Below are 17026 nucleotides of genomic sequence, written 5' to 3' on the forward strand. Positions count from 1 at the left end.
TCTCTAGGCTACCGTCTGGACGTCAGCGGCCTGTGAGCGACCAAGCGTCTTCGCCGCCTTCGTCGTCATCGGAACCATCGGCCCCGTCGAAATAATCGATCGCCTGGGTGCGGTTGTCGAGGTCTGCGGCAACGACGTCCTCTGCGTAGCCGCCGACCGCAATGTTGGCGTTGGCGTTATCGCTCAGGGCGGCGGTCTGAGCGTCGGGAGCCGCAGGGGCCTCCTGGCCCTTCATGGCAGCCAGCACGGCGGCGAGATCGTCCGGCTTGACCAGAACGTCCCGGGCCTTGGAGCCCTCGGAGGGGCCCACGACGCCGCGGGACTCCAGGAGGTCCATGAGGCGTCCGGCTTTGGCGAATCCGACGCGGAGCTTGCGCTGGAGCATGGACGTGGAACCGAACTGCGTGGTGACCACGAGTTCCGTGGCCTGCAGAAGGACTTCGAGATCGTCTCCGATGTCATCATCAATCTGCTTCTTGGGAGCCTCGGCGGCAACGTCGTCACGGTAGACGGCCTGTAGCTGCCCCTTGACGTGTTCCACCACCTTGTGGATTTCCGATTCGGTCACCCAGGCACCTTGGACGCGCATGGCCTTGGAAGCGCCCATGGGCAGGAACAAGGCATCGCCTTGACCGATCAGCTTCTCTGCACCCGGCTGGTCCAGCACGACGCGGGAGTCGGTGACGGAGGAGGTGGCAAAGGCCATTCGGGAGGGGACGTTGGCCTTGATGAGGCCGGTGACGACGTCCACGGAAGGACGCTGGGTTGCCAGCACCAAGTGGATACCGGCCGCACGGGCCAACTGCGTAATGCGGACGATCGAATCTTCGACGTCACGCGGTGCCACCATCATGAGGTCCGCGAGTTCGTCCACGATCACCAGCAGGTACGGGTAGGGCTTGATGATCCGCTTGGAATCGACCGGTGGCGTGACCTTGCCCGCACGGACCGCCTTGTTGAAGTCGTCGATGTGCTTGTAGCCGTAGTTCGCGAGGTCGTCATAGCGGGCATCCATTTCACGCACTACCCACTGCAAGGCCTCCGCAGCCTTCTTGGGGTTGGTGATGATGGGCGTGATCAGGTGGGGAACACCTTCATAGGCGGTAAGTTCCACGCGCTTGGGGTCCACCATGACCATGCGGACTTCATCGGGAGTTGCACGCATCAGGATGGACGTGATCATGGAGTTCACGAAACTCGACTTGCCGGCGCCGGTGGCACCGGCAACCAGGAGGTGGGGCATTTTGGCGAGGTTGGCCACGACGTAGCCACCCTCGACGTCCTTGCCGACACCCATCACCATGGGATGGTCTGTCCGCCGCGCGTTCTGGCTCCGCAAAACGTCTCCCAGGGACACGGTTTCGCGGTCCGTGTTGGGGATTTCGATGCCGATGGCCGACTTGCCCGGAATGGGGCTCAGGATACGGACATCGCTGGAAGCAACAGCGTAGGAGATGTTCTTGGACAGCGCCGTAACGCGCTCCACCTTGGTTCCCGGGGACAGTTCGATCTCGTACCGGGTGACCGTGGGTCCACGGCTGAAACCCGTCACCGTGGCGTCGACATTGAACTGGGTCAGGGTGTCCGTCAGGGCAGCAACGACGGCGTCGTTCGCTTCTGTGCGTTCCTTCGGAATGGACCCAGGCGTGAGGTAGTCGGAGGCAGGAAGCGTATAGGTGACATCTCCGGCCAAGGACAACTGTTCCGTGCGCTGCGGGATGGGAGTTTGGGGCAGCGGGGCTCCGGCGGGCTTGGCCGGAACCTGTGCCACGGGAGTTGTCATCTCCGGACTCAATACGGGGATGGCCTCGGTGGGATTGTCGGCACCCGGGGTGGCACCTGCGCCCGGCGCAGCGGCCAGGCCCTGTGCGGCCTTGATCTTTCCGACGGCGATTTCGGCCTGGGTGGGCCGCCGCACGCCCGGCGGGACGCGCGGAGCGGCATCGGCGGGAGCTTCGTCGTCGTCCACGATGGCGTGCTCGAAGGCCTCGTCGCCCACGTAGCCTTCCAAGTGTGGATCGGCTTCCTGGTCCTTGCCAAAGAGGCGTGTGCGCTTCTTCTTGCCGGCCTTGGCCGGCTTGTCCTCTCCGTAGAGGTAGCTGCGGTCATGCGCTTCCTGGCTTGCCCGGGCTTCCTCCAGGTCCACGCCCATGAGGTGTTCGTAACCCGAGCGGATGCGGGCAGGAATGGCCCCGAAGGGAGTGGCGGTCACAATCAGCACCGACACGAACGCGAGGAGGCTGTAAATGAGGACAGGTATGGCCACGTGGATGGCCGCCAGTGGCGAGGCAGCAAGGAAACCCACCATTCCGCCTGCGCGACGGAGCCCGTCAAATCCTTCGCCCACGGAAGGCTGTCCCCCGATGACGTGCGCCAGGGCCGACCCCGCCAGCGTCATCACCAGGAAACCAATTCCCACGCGGTTGTTTCCGCGGCCGTCCTGCGGTTTCCGGAAAAGCCGGAACGCGCAAATGAAGAGCATCAGCGGCAAGAGCAGGGACATCCAGCCAAACGTGCCGTTGACGACGCTGTAGACGATGTCCGGCAACCAGCCCGTCCATCCCCACCAGGCGAAGGTCGCAACAGCAATACCCAGCACCAGGTTGAACAGGGCAGCGCCGTCCCGCCGGTCCTCGGGGTCAAGGTCGCTCACGTCCGAACCGATACGGCGCACTCCCGCACCGACCACGTGTCCGATGCCCTGCCATGCACCGGACAGCATCCGGACCGGGAAAGGCGCTTGGGGTTCGACGGCGGACTGCTTGGTCCGCGTGGATCCGCTGCGGCTGCTTTTGGCCGTCGCGCTGGATTTGGTTGCAGCTGAGCCCCGGCCGCTGCCGGTTTTACTGCTTGAGCTGCCTCGTGGCGTGGAGGAGGTACGGGTCGCCATATCTGCCACGCTACCGCAAGGGGGCCTGAAATCCGCGGATTTCAGGCCCCCTCGGGACTGCATGTTGCCTGCTGCCGGCTGCCTGGCGGCCTATGCCTCCAGGACCACGGGAATGATCATCGGGCGTCGGCGCAACTTGCGGTTCACCCACGTGCCGATAACCCTCCGGACCACCTGCTGCAGCTGGTGGTTGGTGTGGTCAGCGTGGTTCAGGACGGCTTCTTCCAGCGCGGCATTGATCTTCGGGATGATCTCGTCGAAGACGGAGTCATCCTCAGCCACACCGCGTGCATGGATTTCGGGCCCGGAAACGATTTTGCCGGTGGTCCGGTTGATGACGGTGATGACGGAGATGAAGCCTTCATCGCCAAGGATGCGCCGGTCTTTCAGATCGGCATCCGTGATCTCGCCGACGCTCGAGCCGTCGACGTAGACCAAGCCAACCTCCACTTGTCCTACGACTCGTGCCTTCTGGTTCCTCAGGTCGATGACGGTGCCGTTGTCGCTCAGGATGACATTCTCCGCCGGCACGCCGGACGCGGCCGCAATGTTTCCGTTGGCGATCAGGTGCCGGGTTTCACCGTGGACGGGCATGGCGTTCAAGGGCTTGAGGATGTTGTAGCAGTACAGCAACTCCCCTGCTGCCGCGTGACCCGAGACGTGCACCTTCGCGGTTCCCTTATGGATGACCGCTGCACCGAGCTTCAGCAGGCCGTTGATGATACGGAAGACAGCGTTCTCATTGCCCGGAATGAGGCTCGAAGCCAGGATGACCGTGTCGCCTTCGCCCACCACGACGCGGTGGTCGCCGTTGGCCATGCGCGACAACGCCGCCATGGGCTCTCCTTGCGAGCCTGTGGACATGAGGACGACGCGGTTGTCCGGCAGGTCATCGATGTTCTTGATGTCCACGAGGATTCCCGGCGGGACGTCGAGATATCCAAGCTTGGCGGCGATAGCCATGTTGCGGACCATGGAACGGCCAACAAAAGCCACATTGCGCCCGTGCTTGGCAGCGGCGTCCAGAACCTGCTGCACCCGGTGGACGTGGGAGGAGAAGGACGCGACAATGATGCGCTTCTGCGCCTGCCCGAACAGCAGGTCCAGCGTGGGACCGATTTCCTTTTCGGCCGTGGTGAAGCCAGGAACGTCGGCGTTGGTGGAGTCGGCCATGAAAAGGTCGACGCCTTCTTCACCCAAACGGGCAAAGTGACGAAGGTCGGTGATCCGGCCGTCCAGCGGCAACTGGTCCATCTTGAAGTCGCCGGTGTGGAGCACGGTTCCACCCTCGGTACGGATGAACACTGCCAGGGCGTCGGGAATCGAGTGATTGACCGCCACGAACTCGCATTCGAACGGGCCGAACTGCTCCACCTGACCCTCTGTGACGGTGAGGGTATAGGGCTTGATCCGGTGCTCCTGCAGCTTCGCCTCCACCAAGGCAAGGGTCAGCTGGGAGCCAATGAGCGGGATATCGGCCTTGAGGCGGAGCAGATAGGGTACGGCGCCGATGTGGTCTTCGTGTCCGTGCGTCAGGACAACACCGACGACGTCGTCCAAGCGGTCCTCGATGTAGGAAAAATCGGGCAGGATCAGGTCGACGCCGGGCTGTGTTTCTTCCGGGAAGAGCACTCCGCAGTCAACCACCAGCAATTTGCCGCTGATTTCGAAGACCGCCATGTTGCGGCCAATCTCCCCCAGTCCACCGAGCGGAACAATCCGCAGCGTGCCGTGTGGCAGTTTGGGCGGAGTAACCAGTCCAGGAAGGGCGGTTTGGGTCATATTTTGCTTCTTTCCGGCGGAACCGTCCTAGACGTTGAAGTCCATTCCGGCCTCAGCCAAGTCCCCGCGGATGGTGTCGATCTCGGCCTGGTCCGGCTCCACGAGGGGCAAACGGACAACCGAGTTGGGCAGGACTCCCTGCCACTTGAGAATCTGCTTGGCGGCTACTGCGCCTTGGACCCGGGTCATGGTTGCGCGCACCACGGGCTCCAATTCAAAGTTGATGGTCCTCGCCGTCGCGAGGTCGTTCGCGTTCATGGCATCAATGAGCTCACGGAAGCGCCGGGTGGCCACATGCGTGGTGACGCCCACAAGGCCGGCAGCACCCATCGCCATCCACTGGAGGGTCAGGCCGTCATCACCCGAATAGAAGACGAGGTCCGTTTCAGCCATGACCCGCGTGGCGGCGGCGAAATCGGCCTTGGCGTCCTTCACGGCAACGATGTTCTGGTGCTGAGCCAGCGCGATCATGGTCTCGGGTGCGATGGCAATGGAGGATCGGCCCGGAATGTCATACAGCATGACGGGCAGGTCCGTGGAAGAAGCGATCGTCTCGAAATGCGCCCGCACGCCGGCCTGGCTGGGCTTGTTGTAGTAGGGAGTGACGATCAGAAGACCATCAACACCCAGCTGGGCGGCACGCTGCGACAAATGCACCGAGTGTGCGGTGTCGTTGGTGCCGGTTCCGGCGATGATGGCGGCCTTGCCGCCAACGGCTTCCTTGACGGCACGGAACATGCCGAGGTTTTCCTCATCAGTGAGGGTTGAGGTCTCCCCCGTGGTGCCGGTGACCACGAGGCCGTCGCAACCGTCCTGGACGAGCTTTTCTGCCAGCGCTGCGGCTTGGTCGTAGTCGACCTTGCCATCCTCGGTGAACGGGGTGACCATGGCGGTCAGCAGGGTACCAAGAGCGGGAATGCGCGCGCGGGAGTCAGACATAGGAAAAACGTTACCCTGTCCCGCGCCGGTTACGGGAATGCGGCCCGCGTGATGGTCGTCATCACCGGACGTTGGGACTCGCGGGGGCTCCCGCCGCCTCCTCCGAACAGTAGCGCGATACGGCCAACTCCTTGAGGTGCTCAGCCCAGGTCACCAGCCGCTGGGTGGCCCGCACATATTCGAACAGCTCCAGGGGCGTAAGGGCGTCGAGGTCCGTCTCGGTCAACCTGCGCGCGAGTTCGGCGCCGGGAGCCTGTTCACCGAGCACCACACCCTCGTGGCGCCACTGCACATCCTCCGGCGGTTCGCCTGCCACGAGTTGCCTGAACAGGAAGTCCACCACTCCTGGACTCATGGCCTTCATGGGGCCGCGCATGCCGTCTGCGGATCGGGAAGCGTCGTTCATGCCGCCATATTATTCGAACATATATTCGAAGACAAGGCCTCGGCTTGGGGAGGCGTCATGGCACATCCGGGGAGCTTTCGATAATTCAGGCCGCCGTCGGCCGTGAGACGATCACTTCATGACTTCCCCGGACACGACGCCGAACAGCATGGCTTCGCCGGGCCGCAACTTCTCTCCGCGCCTCACGGGCATCGACGCGGCACGCGGTGCCGCGCTCTTGGGCATGATGGCCACCCATCTCCTGCCGACCTTCGGACCTGCACCGGATTGGGAACCAACATGGATCGGCCTGACCTTCTCCGGAAGGTCGTCAGCGTTGTTCGCGGTCCTCGCCGGAGTCGGTCTTGCCCTCGCCACGGGCAAACAGGCACCGCGCCGGGGGACTGAGCTGGGGGCCGCCAGGAGTGGCGTAGCGCTGCGCGCGTTGGTGATCGCCGTCGTCGGGCTGGCGCTGGGCGGGCTGGAAGTCAACGTAGCCATCATCCTGGTGCACTATGCAGTCCTGTTCCTGTGCATCCTGCCCTTCCTTGGACTGGGCGTCCGGGCGCTGAGCGCGTGGGCGGCGGGATGGATACTGCTCTCCCCGGTCCTCGGCTACCTCGTCAGACCGGTGCTACTGGAGGCAAACCCGCCCTTGCAGCTAGGGCACAACCCCAACGTTGAAGACCTGCAGACCCCCGGGGCGCTCCTCGCAGACCTCTTCTTCACGGGTTACTACCCCGTGTGCCAGTGGATCTCGTACCTTCTGCTCGGTTTGCTGATCGGCAGGCTCGCGTTGTCCAAGCAGCGGGTGCAAGTCCTCCTGCTTGCCGTCGGAACAGCCCTGGCCATCGTGTCGAAAGTCCTGGGAATCCTGGCCATGGAAGCCTGGGGTGGGCGGGCTGCCTTGAGTACGCTGCCGGGCGTCCGCGGCTACCCCCTGGAGAGCATGCTCCAAGTGAACCTGACTGGCCTGCGCCAAACGGACTCGTTGTGGTGGCTGGCCACCGCATCACCACACGCCGGAACCACGCTTGACCTGCTCCACACCGGCGGAACGGCCGCCGCGGCAATAGGTTTCTTCCTGCTGCTGGGCAGCTGGTCCGAAAGGATTGGCGTACGGTTCCTGCTGGTCCTCAGCGGTCCGGGAGCCATGACGCTGACGCTGTATTCGCTCCATGTGTGGGCGGTGTCCTGGTTTGTGGACCAGCCCCTTCCCAGCGGCTGGACGAACGAAACCATGTACTGGGCGCAGGCACTCACAGTGATCGCCGTAGGTGCCGTCTTTGCACTGCTCCGCCGCCGCGGACCCTTGGAGTGGCTGGCCCACCAGGCCTCACGCCTGGGGAGCTACCGCCCGGCGGCCGTCGACTGATCGCGGAACAGTTTCACGGCGTCGCGCATCGATGCCCGGGCACGCTTCCTGTCACCTGAAGCGTCATACGCACAACTGAGCCGGAACCATGAGCGCCAGTCCTCCGGGGCTGCCTCGGCCTCGGCCTTGTACTTTTCGAATTCAGCGTCCGCCGCGGAGCGGACGATCCTTCCGCCCGGAGTGCGCGGCAGGTTATCCACCGGAAGGCCGCCCTCGGCTTCGAGGACTTTGGCCATCTGTTCAGTCCGCGCACCGAAGAGCAGCTCGCGGATCAGCGCCCACGCACCAACCACAGGCAGGACAAGGTAGGCCGCACCGATCCCCTTGGCCACGGGGTTGGAGTCCCCCAGCAGCAACAACGAGCGTTGCAGGGAAACCACCAAGTACAGCACCAGCAGCAAGGTGATGGCGCCAACCCAGATCTTGGTCCTGTTGTTCTTGAGGGTGTGCCAGAAGTTCGACATGGTCCTAAAGCCCCAGGTCCAAGTACCCGTCAAGGCCCACAGTAAGGCCGGGGTGGGCAGCAACCTTGCGCAGGCCCAGCAGGACACCGGGCATGAAGGAGGCACGGTCAAAGGAGTCGTGACGCAAAGTCAGCTGCTCGCCGGGGCCGCCCAGGAGCACCTCCTGGTGAGCCACCAGGCCGCGCAGGCGGACGCTGTGCACGCGGACTCCGTCCACGTCGCATCCCCGGGCCCCCTCAAGGGCGGACTCCGTGGCGTCCGGGCTGGACGGCAGGCCCGCTTCCTTGCGTGCCTCAGCGATCAACTGCGCTGTCCGTACTGCTGTTCCCGAAGGGGCGTCCACCTTGTTGGGGTGGTGCAGCTCAATGATTTCCACCGATTCGAAGTACTTCGACGCCTTGGCGGCGAACGCAGATGCCAGTACCGACCCGAGGGCGAAGTTCGGAGCGATCAGGACGCCGGTGCCCTGCTGCTGCTCCAGCAATTCGCGCAGCGAGTCCAGGCGTGACGCGTCCCATCCCGTGGTTCCAACGACGGCGTGAATGCCGTGCTCGACGGCGAACCGGACGTTGGCTTCGGTGGTGTCGGGGACTGTCAGGTCCACGATGTACTGCGCTCCTGCCTCAAGCAGCGTCTCCAGGGAATCGCCGCGGCCAAGGGCGGCTACCAGCTTCATGTCCTCGGCTGCTTCAACAGCTTTGACGGCTTCGATTCCCATGCGCCCGCGGGCGCCAAGTACTGCTACGGCAAGTTGTTCGGTCATGGCATCAACACTACCGCCGGGGCCCGGACAGGACGGAACCGTTACCAGGCCGGCGATCGTCTGCCAGGCAGAGCCCCGGCTACTCCCCCGCGCCGACCCATTCCACGGTGCCGTCGCTGAAGAACTGTTCCTTCCAAATGGGCACCTGGGCCTTGATCCGGTCAACCAGCTCGGCGCAGACGGCAAAGGCCTGCCCACGGTGCGCGGCTGCCACGGCGCACACCAAGGCGGGGTCTCCGACTTCCAAGGAACCCACGCGGTGCGCGGCCCAGATCCGGACAGGTTGTTGGGCCTCTCCGGAATGCTCGGCCACGAGCGCGGCCACTACTTCGGACATGGTGCGGTGGGCAGTGGGATGCGCACTGTAGCTCAAGCGGTCCACGGGTTTGCCGCCGTCGTGGTTGCGTACTACGCCGCTAAAGCTGACGACGGCCCCGGCCGTATCCGATTCGACGGCGGCTATAGCCTGGTCCACGGAGATCGGCTCGGCGCTGAGCACTGCACTGACAACTTCGAAGTCTGTTTCAGTGGCCATGGTTTCCTTCCAATTGTTCACAAAGGTGTCCGAGTAGCGGGTCCAGCACGGACAAACCGTCCATGACCCCTTTCGGCGAACCGGGGAGGTTGATGATGAAGGTCTTGCCGGCGGTCCCGGCATGGCCCCGGCTCAGCATGGCCATGGGTGTTTTTTCGCTGCCTGCACGCCTGATCCCTTCCATGATTCCCGGGATTTCGCGGTCCAGGAGTGGCAGGGTCATCTCGGGCGTGTGGTCGTCCGGGCTGAGTCCCGTCCCGCCGCTGGTGATAATCACCGAGGGCCCCTGGGTCAGGAGCGCACGCAGGGCCGCGCCCACCGGCTCACCGTCCGGCACCACCATGGTCGGAAATACATCGAAGCCGTGCTCCGCCAGCCAATCCTGGATGACCGGGCCGGTCCCGTCACGGTAGGTTCCGGCCGCCGCTCGCGTGGAGGCGATCACGACGCCGGCCTTCCGGGGCCCGTGCGCGCCAGGCTCGCAGGCGCTCATGCCTGTCCTCCAGCGGAAGGGTCGGCAACGGTCCCGGCGCCGGAGGTTGCAGCGTCGGAAGTTCCAGTGACTCCCGGTTGGCCCCCAAGGCTCCAACTGCCGCTCTTGCCGCCGCTCTTGGCCAGCACATGGATGTCTGAGAGGACCGCGTGCTTGTCCACAGCCTTGATCATGTCGTAGACGCTCAACGCGGCCACCGAAGCAGCCGTCAGGGCTTCCATCTCGACTCCGGTGACGCCCCGGGTCTTGACCGTGGCGAGGATTTGGACAGCATCCCGCCCCAGTTCAAAGTCCACAGTGACTTTGGAGATGGGCAGCGGATGGCACAACGGAATGAGCTCGGGAGTCTTCTTGGCTGCCATGATTCCGGCGACGCGCGCAACCGCCAGGGCATCGCCCTTGGGCAGTTCGCCGGCACCAAGGAGGGCAAGAACCTCGGGCGTGCTCCGCACTGTTGCTGCGGCTGTGGCTTCGCGGGTGGTGACAGCTTTGTCAGAGACATCAACCATCTGGGCCGTACCGTCCTGGCGCAGGTGCGTCAGGCCACCGGATTCATGGGAAGTTTGGTTCACAGCACCCATACTTCCACTTCGTCTCCTGCTTGTAATTCCGTGACGTCGGCGGGCACCTGGATCAATGCGTTGGAGCGGGCCAGCGCATGGACGAGGTGCGAACCAGCGCCGCCTTCAAGGCGGACTACGCCGTTTTCGATGATCCCGCGCCGCACTTGGTGCTTTCCCTTGGGCGAGGTCAACGGTTCGGCGAGCCGTGCCGGCAGCATCTGCCTGGGCCTCGGCGCACCGAGGACTTCCGATAGCGCAGGCCGGAGGAACATTTCGAACGACACGAGGCAACTGACGGGGTTCCCGGGAAAGCCAAGGAAAGGGACGTCGTTGAAGGTCCCGATTCCCTGCGGCCCGCCCGGCTGCATGGCCACGGGCACGAATTCGACGTCTTCGCCTGCCATTGCCTGGCGCACCACCTCGTACGCGCCTTTGCTGACCCCGCCGGTAGTGACCACAAGATCCACGGCATTTCCGTGGTCCGTGTGCTTCCGCAGGACATCGAGCAGCCCGGCAGGATCGTCGTCGGAGATTCCGTTCCGCACCACCTCAAGCCCCGCCTGGCGCATGGACGCCTCCAGAAGCGTTCCGTTGGAGTCGTAGATTTTGCCTGTCACCAGCGGGGTTCCGGGTTCGACGACCTCATCGCCGGTGGTGACCAGCAGTACCCGCAGTGGACTGCGCACTTCCACGCTCGTCAGACCGAGCGCCGCCAGCAAGCCCAGTTGCGCCGGCCCCAGTGATGTCCCGGCTGCCAACGCCAAAGCACCTTCGGCGATGTCGCTTCCGGCATCCCGGACGAAGGTTCCGGGAGCTGTGGCAGGAAGCCGGACCAGCGCATCTACGGCTCCGGCGGCAGGAAACACTGAAGGAACCGCCCGCTCGATCGGGACGACGGCGTCTGCCCCCTTGGGAAGCATGGCGCCGGTCATGATGGGAACGGCAAAGCCACGTTCCAGTGCCGCCGGCCCGGCACCGGCCGGAACCGGAGCGCCCACCCTGAGCTCCGTGCCGCCGTCGGGGATATCCGCCGAGGAAACGGCAAAACCGTCCATCTGCGAGTTGGCGAACGGCGGCAGCGACACCGGCGCCCGCAGGTCTGCTGCGAGCGCTCTTCCTATGGCATCCAGCAGCGGCAGTTCCTCGGTGCCTTTCCGGGCTGCTTGCCTGGCGAGCAGTTCCACGACGGCGCCGCGGTGGGCAGCAACGGATCTTGGCACGGGCGTCCTCCTGTGTTCAGGGTCATTCTCAGGTCCGTACGATCCGGACCTACCCAGCGTAGGGCCTCAGGCGACCTTCACGTTGATGGTGTGGTAACCCGTGGCGCCGTCGGGAGCTACGGGCGAGCGCTTCTCGACCTGCGGTTCGCCGGTGGAGTCCGTCGCCCGGACCTGCACCTCGTAGTCGCCGGGGGCGAGGTCAAAGGCCAACTGCCACTGGTACCAGGTGTCGGCGGAGATCCCTGGAGCAAGCGCAGCCTCTCTCCAGTCCCCGCGGTTGACACGCAATTCCACCCGGCTGACGCCCCGGTGCTGGGCCCAGGCGACGCCGCCGAACTGTACAGTCCCTGCTGTTGCGGTCCGCCCGTTGCGTGGCACATCGATCCTCGACTGGGTTTTGATGGGACCCCGGTCGCTCCACCCGCGCGTTGTCCAATAGGCTTTTTCGTCCCCGAAGCGGGTGACCTTCAATTCGGTGACCCACTTGGTGGCGGAGACGAATCCGTACAGGCCAGGGACCACCAGGCGAACCGGGAATCCGTGTTCAAGGGGCAGCGGTTCGCCGTTCATGCCCACGGCGAGGAGGGCGTCCCTGTCATCGGTGAGCGCTTCGAGCGGCGTGCCGGCAGTCCACCCGTCGTTGCTCGTGGACAGGACCATGTCCGCCCCCGGTTTGGGGACGGCGAGCGCCAGCAGTTCCCTGACGGGCCAACCGAGCCAGAGCGCGTTGCCAATCAGGTCACCGCCCACCTCGTTGGATACGCAGGCGATGGTGATGTGCCGCTCCGTCATGGGCTTGGCGAGGAGGGTCGCAAAGTCGATCTCGATCTCGCGTTCAACGAGCCCTGTGACTTTGAGCTTCCAGGACGGCGGGTCAATGACCGGTATGGTCAATGCGGTGTCGATCCTGTAGAAGTCGGGGTTCGGCGTCACCAAGGCACTGATGCCCTCCACCGGGAGCGAGGCCCCGGCTGGAACCGTTTGCGGCGTTGTGGCGGGCCTCGGCAGGGTCATTGACCCGCGGAACCCGGACGCGACGGCGGTTGCCCGGGTAAGGACGACCGTCACCGCTCCAGCAGCTACTGCTGCCATGGACCAGCCGCCCAAGGCGTTGAGGAAGCTGCGGCGGGCCAGGGATGTGCGGGGCACAGCCTCCACCGGCCGGTCCCACGCGTCCAAGCGGCGGATCAACGCCCGGAGCACCACCATGGTCACGACCGCCGCAAGCACAGGGGCGAAAGCCGCCGGCGGGGTGGACTGCGCCCGGGTCAGGACGGCCGTCAATCCGGCGACGCCGGCCAGCCCGGCGAGTGCGAGCCCCCACCCGGTCCGCCGGCGTTCGAGCACTCCGGCGGCAGCGGCCAGGATGGCAGCACACACGACGATGGACACCACCAGCACGATCTTGTCCGCCGTGCCGAAAAGCCGGATGACCACGTCTTTGACTACCGGCGGTACCGCGTCGATGACCGCTCCCCCAAGCGCCGTGACCGGTGAGACCAGCGGGCTGAGAAATGCTGCCGTCACCTCGCCTGCCGCGATGCCTGCTCCGCCGGAGACCACGCCGGCGCACGCGGCCCACCACGCACTGTTGCCGACGGCGGCCCGGCCCTTCACGGCGTCGCGCCCTTTCATGGTGCCCGGCCCTTTCGTGGTGTCCGGCCCTTTCGTGGTGTCCGTTCCTTTCATGGTGTCCCTCCCTGGTGGGCGCCGGCTCCAGTGGACTCTCCTGCCGGCAGTGCCAGCGCAAAGCGGCAACCGCCGTCGACGTTCTCCACCTGGACCGTTCCGCCGTGCGCCTTGACGATTCCGGCAACCATGCTCAGCCCGATCCCCGCGCCGCTGTACGTACCCTGGAGCCCCGCCGGCGCGCCACGTGACGGGTCCCTTTGCCACCCGGTTTCGAACAGGTGCGGGATGTCCTCCTCCGGAATCCCGCCGCATTGGTCCTGGACAGCCACTACGGCGTATCCATCCTCGCGCCCTACCGAGACGTGGACCTCCGTGCCGCTGCCCGTGTAGATGACCGCGTTATGCAGCACGTTACGCAAGGCCCTGGCCAGGCTGGGGCCGTCAGCCACTGCCATGCACTCCCGGTCGCCGCCGCCGTCGAGGGTCACACCGCGGCCGGCCGCCAAGGGCGCGAGATCGGAAAGTGCATCGCTCACGAGGTCGTACAGGTCCAGGGCTTCGGCCCGCAGCTGGAGCGACCCTGCCTGGATTTTGGAAAGCTCCAGGAGGTCGTTGACCATCGCCGTCATTTGTTCGGTTTGTCCGATGATCTTCCGGTAGTAACCCGGTACGTCGGCGGCCATGCCATCCTCGAGTGCTTCGGTCATGGCACGGATACCTGCCAGCGGCGTCCGGAGGTCATGCGAAATCCAGGAAACCAGCTCCCGGCGCGCAGCTTCCACGGCCGCTTCCCGGAGCCGTGATTCGGCCAGGCTTCGGCTGCTCGCTTCCAGCTCTTGTGCCAACCGGGCGAGTTCGGAGGTCATGGCCGGAGCAGCGCGCTCCGCGCCATCCCCTGCTTCCAACGTTTCACCCCGTCCAATCCTCCGCGCGGCCTCCACCAGGCGCGAGGCATTCCTGGAAACCCCCACTCCCAGCATCAAGGACAGCACCACCGCAACCACCGAGGCCATGGCCAGGATGTACCAAATGATTTCGAGGTCCCTGGCCGAGATGACCATGGCGTTGAACGCGCTGACCATGCCGGCCACCAGGACTGCCACGGTGCCCACCACCACCAGGCAGATCTGCGCCAGTACAGACGCACGGCGCAGGAGCCGGAGCAGGAAGAGCGTGAAGGCTCCAATAACCAACGCCCACAAGAGCACCCAGCCAAGGATGGTGGCAAGTTCAGTGCCCTGCATGCCCGTCTCCTGAATCGAACCGGTAGCCAACTCCCCATACAGTCTTCAAGAGTTCAGGTTTGGTGGGATTCTCCTCGATCTTCTCGCGCAACCGGCGAACATGGACCGTCACCGTGGAGAGGTCGCCGAAGTCCCAGCCCCACACCGCTTTGATGAGTTCCTCCCGGCTGAACACCTGGTTGGGTCGCCGCAGGAGGAACGCCAGGAGGTCGAACTCACGCACGGTCAAGGTCAAGGCCGCGCCGTGATGGGTGACTGTGCGGGACGCAGGATCCAGCACGAAGCCGGCCAGCTCCACGGTCGGCTCGGGAGAGTACTCCTTGATGCTGCGCCGCAGCACGGACTTGACCCGCAGCACCAGTTCGCGGGGTGAAAAGGGTTTCGTGACGTAGTCGTCGGCACCCATCTCCAATCCCAGGATCCGATCGTCCTCGGTTCCCAAAGCGGTAAGCATGATCACCGGCACGCTCATGGCCACCCTCAGCCGGCGGCACACTTCCACGCCGTCCAGCCCGGGGAGCATGCGGTCCAGGAGCACCAGGTCGGGCTGACGCTCCGCCGCCAGCTTAAGGGCCGTGAACCCGTCAGCGGCGAGGTCCACCTGGAAGCCGGCCCGGGTCAGGTAATCCCGTACGACGCCGGCAATTGTTTCCTCGTCCTCGACCAGGAGGATCCGGCGGTTGCCGGGCTCCGCCGGCGGTGTTGCCGCATTTGTGCTCACATTTTCAGCATAGGTTCGCCGGACCCGCCCGGCACGGGAAATGGGTCCCGGGAGCCAAAGCGTAGGGATTTTGTAAGAACTGGCAAGGTGGCTTGAGCGCTTCCGGGGAGTCCGCTGAGTGGGACTGGTGTCACGCATCACGTCGCGGTGGCGTAGCCTGAATTCATGAGTGTTCAGCTGGGCATGCCGCCGCTTCCCTCGGGCGGCACGGCAGGAACGGGACAGGTTCCGCCCCCACGGCCCGCCGATGTGCCGACGGGGTTGTGGGACCGTTACGGACGCCGCGCCACCGACATGCGGCTTTCCCTGACCGACAAATGCAATCTCCGGTGTACCTATTGCATGCCCGCCGAAGGGCTTGAGTGGCTCTCCAAGCAAGCCGTCATGACCAAGGACGAGATCGTCCGGATCGTGCGTGTCGGCGTCGGGGCCCTGGGCGTCCGCGAACTGCGCCTGACCGGAGGCGAACCCTTGGTACGGGCCGACCTGGTGGACATCATCGCCGCCCTTCGCGCAGAACACCCGGACCTCCCCATCTCCATGACCACCAATGGCGTCGGCCTGGACAAGAAAGCCGCCGCCCTGAAGGCCGCGGGCCTGACCCGCATCAACGTTTCCCTCGACTCCCTGCACGAGGAAACGTTCACCAAGCTCACCCGGCGTCCCTTCCTGGACCGTGTCCTTGCGGGCGTGGATGCGGCCTGGGAAGCAGGGCTGGGACCGGTCAAGCTGAACGCTGTCCTGATGCGCGGCATCAATGATGCCGAGTCCCCGCACCTGCTGGCATGGGCGTTGGGCCGTGGTTACGAACTGCGGTTCATCGAGCAAATGCCGCTTGACGCGGACCACGGCTGGACGCGCCGCAACATGATTACGGCCGCCGAGATCCGGGAGATGTTGTCGACTGAGTTCGTGTTGAGCGCGGATCCGCGCGAACGCGACGGGGCTCCGGCGGAACGTTTTGAAGTACGACGCCGGGATGCGGCTACCGGTGAACCGGCAGGTGAGGTCCTCGGAACAGTCGGCATCATCGCGTCCGTCACCGAACCGTTCTGTGCCGATTGCCGCCGGACCCGGATCACCGCCGAAGGCAAGATCATGAGCTGCCTCTTCTCCCACGAAGAGTTTGACCTCCTGGGCCTCCTCCGCGCAGGAGCAACGGACCAGCAACTCGCCGAACGGTGGCAGGACGCGATGTGGGTCAAGCCCAAGGCCCACGGCATGGACCACACGGGCCTGGGTGCACCCGACTTCGTGCAACCTGACCGCAGCATGAGCGCAATCGGAGGCTGATACCTTGCTCGTCCGCTACTTCGCTGCCGCGCGCGCCGCGGCAGGCGTTGAAGAAGAAATCCACCACCTTCCGGAAGGCACCAGCCTGGAAGCCTTGCTGGAAGCGGCGCTCGCCGTCGAACGTCCCCAGCCTCCCGAAGGCACCCCGGCGCTTGCGCGGATCGTGGCAAGGAGCAGTTTCCTGAGGAACGAGGTTGCCGTCAGGGACCACTCCGCGCCGCTGGGAGCGGAGGACGTCATTGACGTCCTCCCGCCTTTCGCCGGCGGTTAGGCCTTCCGGAAGACGCTCTTGAGCAGCGGGCTGAACGCGGTTCTGCCTTCCAGGCGCAGTTCCGCCGTGTGAACCAGGGTTCCTTCCTCCACGCGGAACGTGTGGCGGGCAACGCCGTCGGCCGTTCGCCGCTCGAAACCCAAGGTGCCCGATGTCCAGTGGCCCCGGACCGGCGCTGAGGGCGCCTGCCCATGGCTGTCCACGTAGTACCACAGGGTGCCGCCGTGCGCCGGATCCACCGTGAACATCCCGTGGCCCTCAAGGTGGGCGCCGCCCGGTTCCTTGTGCCTGTAGCTCTGGACGACGGCATGCCCGCCGGCTGCAGCCGAGAAGACAGCCTCGGCCTCAGCCGTACGTGCCGGGCCCCACGCCGAAGACGCTATCTCCGTGATGCCCCGCCAGCGCCCCAGGAATGGGCGCAGGACCTCTGCGGCGTTCTTTGGTGTGTCCACGGCG

At 65.1% G+C, this 17026-nt stretch carries 17 protein-coding genes; 3 read left to right on the forward strand and 14 right to left on the reverse strand.

Going from position 1 to position 17026, the window contains the following annotated elements; genetic code table 11:
- Positions 1-22: 22 nt before the first annotated feature.
- The 4 genes from HMI59_RS13895 to HMI59_RS13910 form a co-directional block, all read right to left on the reverse strand.
- On the reverse strand, positions 23-2890 hold the full coding sequence (locus HMI59_RS13895) for a DNA translocase FtsK (protein WP_166184002.1): 2868 nt from the start codon (positions 2888-2890) through the stop codon (positions 23-25).
- Positions 2891-2980: 90 nt separating this feature from the next.
- Positions 2981-4672 (reverse strand): ribonuclease J, encoded by a 1692-nt coding sequence (locus HMI59_RS13900; protein ID WP_021472652.1) that lies wholly within the window; start codon positions 4670-4672, stop codon positions 2981-2983.
- Positions 4673-4699: 27 nt separating this feature from the next.
- Positions 4700-5611 (reverse strand): 4-hydroxy-tetrahydrodipicolinate synthase, encoded by a 912-nt coding sequence (gene dapA, locus HMI59_RS13905; RefSeq protein ID WP_021472651.1) that lies wholly within the window; start codon positions 5609-5611, stop codon positions 4700-4702.
- A 61-nt stretch (positions 5612-5672) separates the two neighbouring features.
- Positions 5673-6017, reverse strand: coding sequence for a hypothetical protein (locus HMI59_RS13910; RefSeq protein ID WP_166184000.1), 345 nt, complete (start codon positions 6015-6017; stop codon positions 5673-5675).
- A 118-nt stretch (positions 6018-6135) separates the two neighbouring features.
- Here HMI59_RS13910 and HMI59_RS13915 point away from each other — a divergent pair, with 118 nt between their 5' ends.
- Positions 6136-7371 (forward strand): heparan-alpha-glucosaminide N-acetyltransferase domain-containing protein, encoded by a 1236-nt coding sequence (locus HMI59_RS13915; RefSeq protein WP_193591630.1) that lies wholly within the window; start codon positions 6136-6138, stop codon positions 7369-7371.
- On the opposite strand, the gene HMI59_RS13920 is transcribed toward HMI59_RS13915, so the two are convergent.
- The 9 genes from HMI59_RS13920 to HMI59_RS13960 all read right to left on the reverse strand — a co-directional run bounded on the left by HMI59_RS13920 (position 7347) and on the right by HMI59_RS13960 (position 15006).
- The gene (locus HMI59_RS13920; protein WP_166183999.1) at positions 7347-7835 is read right to left on the reverse strand and encodes a hypothetical protein; all 489 of its coding nucleotides are present in this window, start codon (positions 7833-7835) and stop codon (positions 7347-7349) included. The two genes, HMI59_RS13915 and HMI59_RS13920, sit on opposite strands and share 25 nt — an antisense overlap.
- A gap of 4 nt (positions 7836-7839) precedes the next feature.
- Positions 7840-8598 carry a 4-hydroxy-tetrahydrodipicolinate reductase gene (gene dapB / locus HMI59_RS13925; protein ID WP_166183997.1) on the reverse strand — a complete coding sequence of 253 codons (759 nt, stop codon included), beginning with the start codon at positions 8596-8598 and terminating at the stop codon, positions 7840-7842.
- 79 nt (positions 8599-8677) lie between these two features.
- Positions 8678-9133, reverse strand: coding sequence for a molybdenum cofactor biosynthesis protein MoaE (locus HMI59_RS13930; protein ID WP_021472646.1), 456 nt, complete (start codon positions 9131-9133; stop codon positions 8678-8680).
- Positions 9123-9626, reverse strand: a complete 504-nt coding sequence (locus tag HMI59_RS13935) for a MogA/MoaB family molybdenum cofactor biosynthesis protein (RefSeq protein WP_021472645.1) — start codon at positions 9624-9626, stop codon at positions 9123-9125. The genes HMI59_RS13930 and HMI59_RS13935 overlap by 11 nt, the downstream gene beginning before the upstream one ends.
- A complete protein-coding gene (moaC, locus tag HMI59_RS13940; protein ID WP_166183996.1) occupies positions 9623-10207 on the reverse strand; it encodes a cyclic pyranopterin monophosphate synthase MoaC in 585 nt (194 codons plus the stop codon). Before moaC ends, HMI59_RS13935 begins: the two co-directional genes overlap by 4 nt.
- Complete coding sequence (gene glp, locus HMI59_RS13945; protein WP_166183994.1) at positions 10195-11409, reverse strand: gephyrin-like molybdotransferase Glp; 1215 nt, start codon at positions 11407-11409, stop codon at positions 10195-10197. The genes moaC and glp overlap by 13 nt, the downstream gene beginning before the upstream one ends.
- A 66-nt stretch (positions 11410-11475) precedes the next feature.
- Complete coding sequence (locus HMI59_RS13950) at positions 11476-13098, reverse strand: molybdopterin-dependent oxidoreductase (RefSeq protein ID WP_370583501.1); 1623 nt, start codon at positions 13096-13098, stop codon at positions 11476-11478.
- Entirely contained in the window at positions 13095-14285 is a 1191-nt protein-coding gene (locus HMI59_RS13955; RefSeq protein WP_166183992.1) for a sensor histidine kinase KdpD, read from the reverse strand. The genes HMI59_RS13950 and HMI59_RS13955 overlap by 4 nt, the downstream gene beginning before the upstream one ends.
- Complete coding sequence (locus tag HMI59_RS13960) at positions 14272-15006, reverse strand: response regulator transcription factor (RefSeq protein WP_227471393.1); 735 nt, start codon at positions 15004-15006, stop codon at positions 14272-14274. The genes HMI59_RS13955 and HMI59_RS13960 overlap by 14 nt, the downstream gene beginning before the upstream one ends.
- A 165-nt stretch (positions 15007-15171) precedes the next feature.
- Between HMI59_RS13960 and moaA the strand changes: the two genes are divergently transcribed.
- Together moaA and HMI59_RS13970 are read left to right on the forward strand one after the other, a co-directional pair.
- The gene (gene moaA, locus HMI59_RS13965) at positions 15172-16299 is read left to right on the forward strand and encodes a GTP 3',8-cyclase MoaA (protein WP_193591632.1); all 1128 of its coding nucleotides are present in this window, start codon (positions 15172-15174) and stop codon (positions 16297-16299) included.
- 4 nt (positions 16300-16303) lie between these two features.
- Positions 16304-16570 carry a MoaD/ThiS family protein gene (locus HMI59_RS13970; RefSeq protein WP_021472638.1) on the forward strand — a complete coding sequence of 89 codons (267 nt, stop codon included), beginning with the start codon at positions 16304-16306 and terminating at the stop codon, positions 16568-16570.
- Here HMI59_RS13970 and HMI59_RS13975 read toward each other — a convergent pair.
- Positions 16567-17022: a DUF1579 family protein gene (locus HMI59_RS13975; RefSeq protein ID WP_166183989.1), complete on the reverse strand. Its 456-nt coding sequence runs from the start codon at positions 17020-17022 to the stop codon at positions 16567-16569. The genes HMI59_RS13970 and HMI59_RS13975 overlap by 4 nt on opposite strands.
- Positions 17023-17026 lie beyond the last annotated feature (4 nt).

The sequence above is a fragment of the Paenarthrobacter sp. YJN-5 genome, assembly GCF_015040095.1.
In the GTDB taxonomy this organism is placed as follows: Bacteria; Actinomycetota; Actinomycetes; order Actinomycetales; family Micrococcaceae; genus Arthrobacter; species Arthrobacter ureafaciens.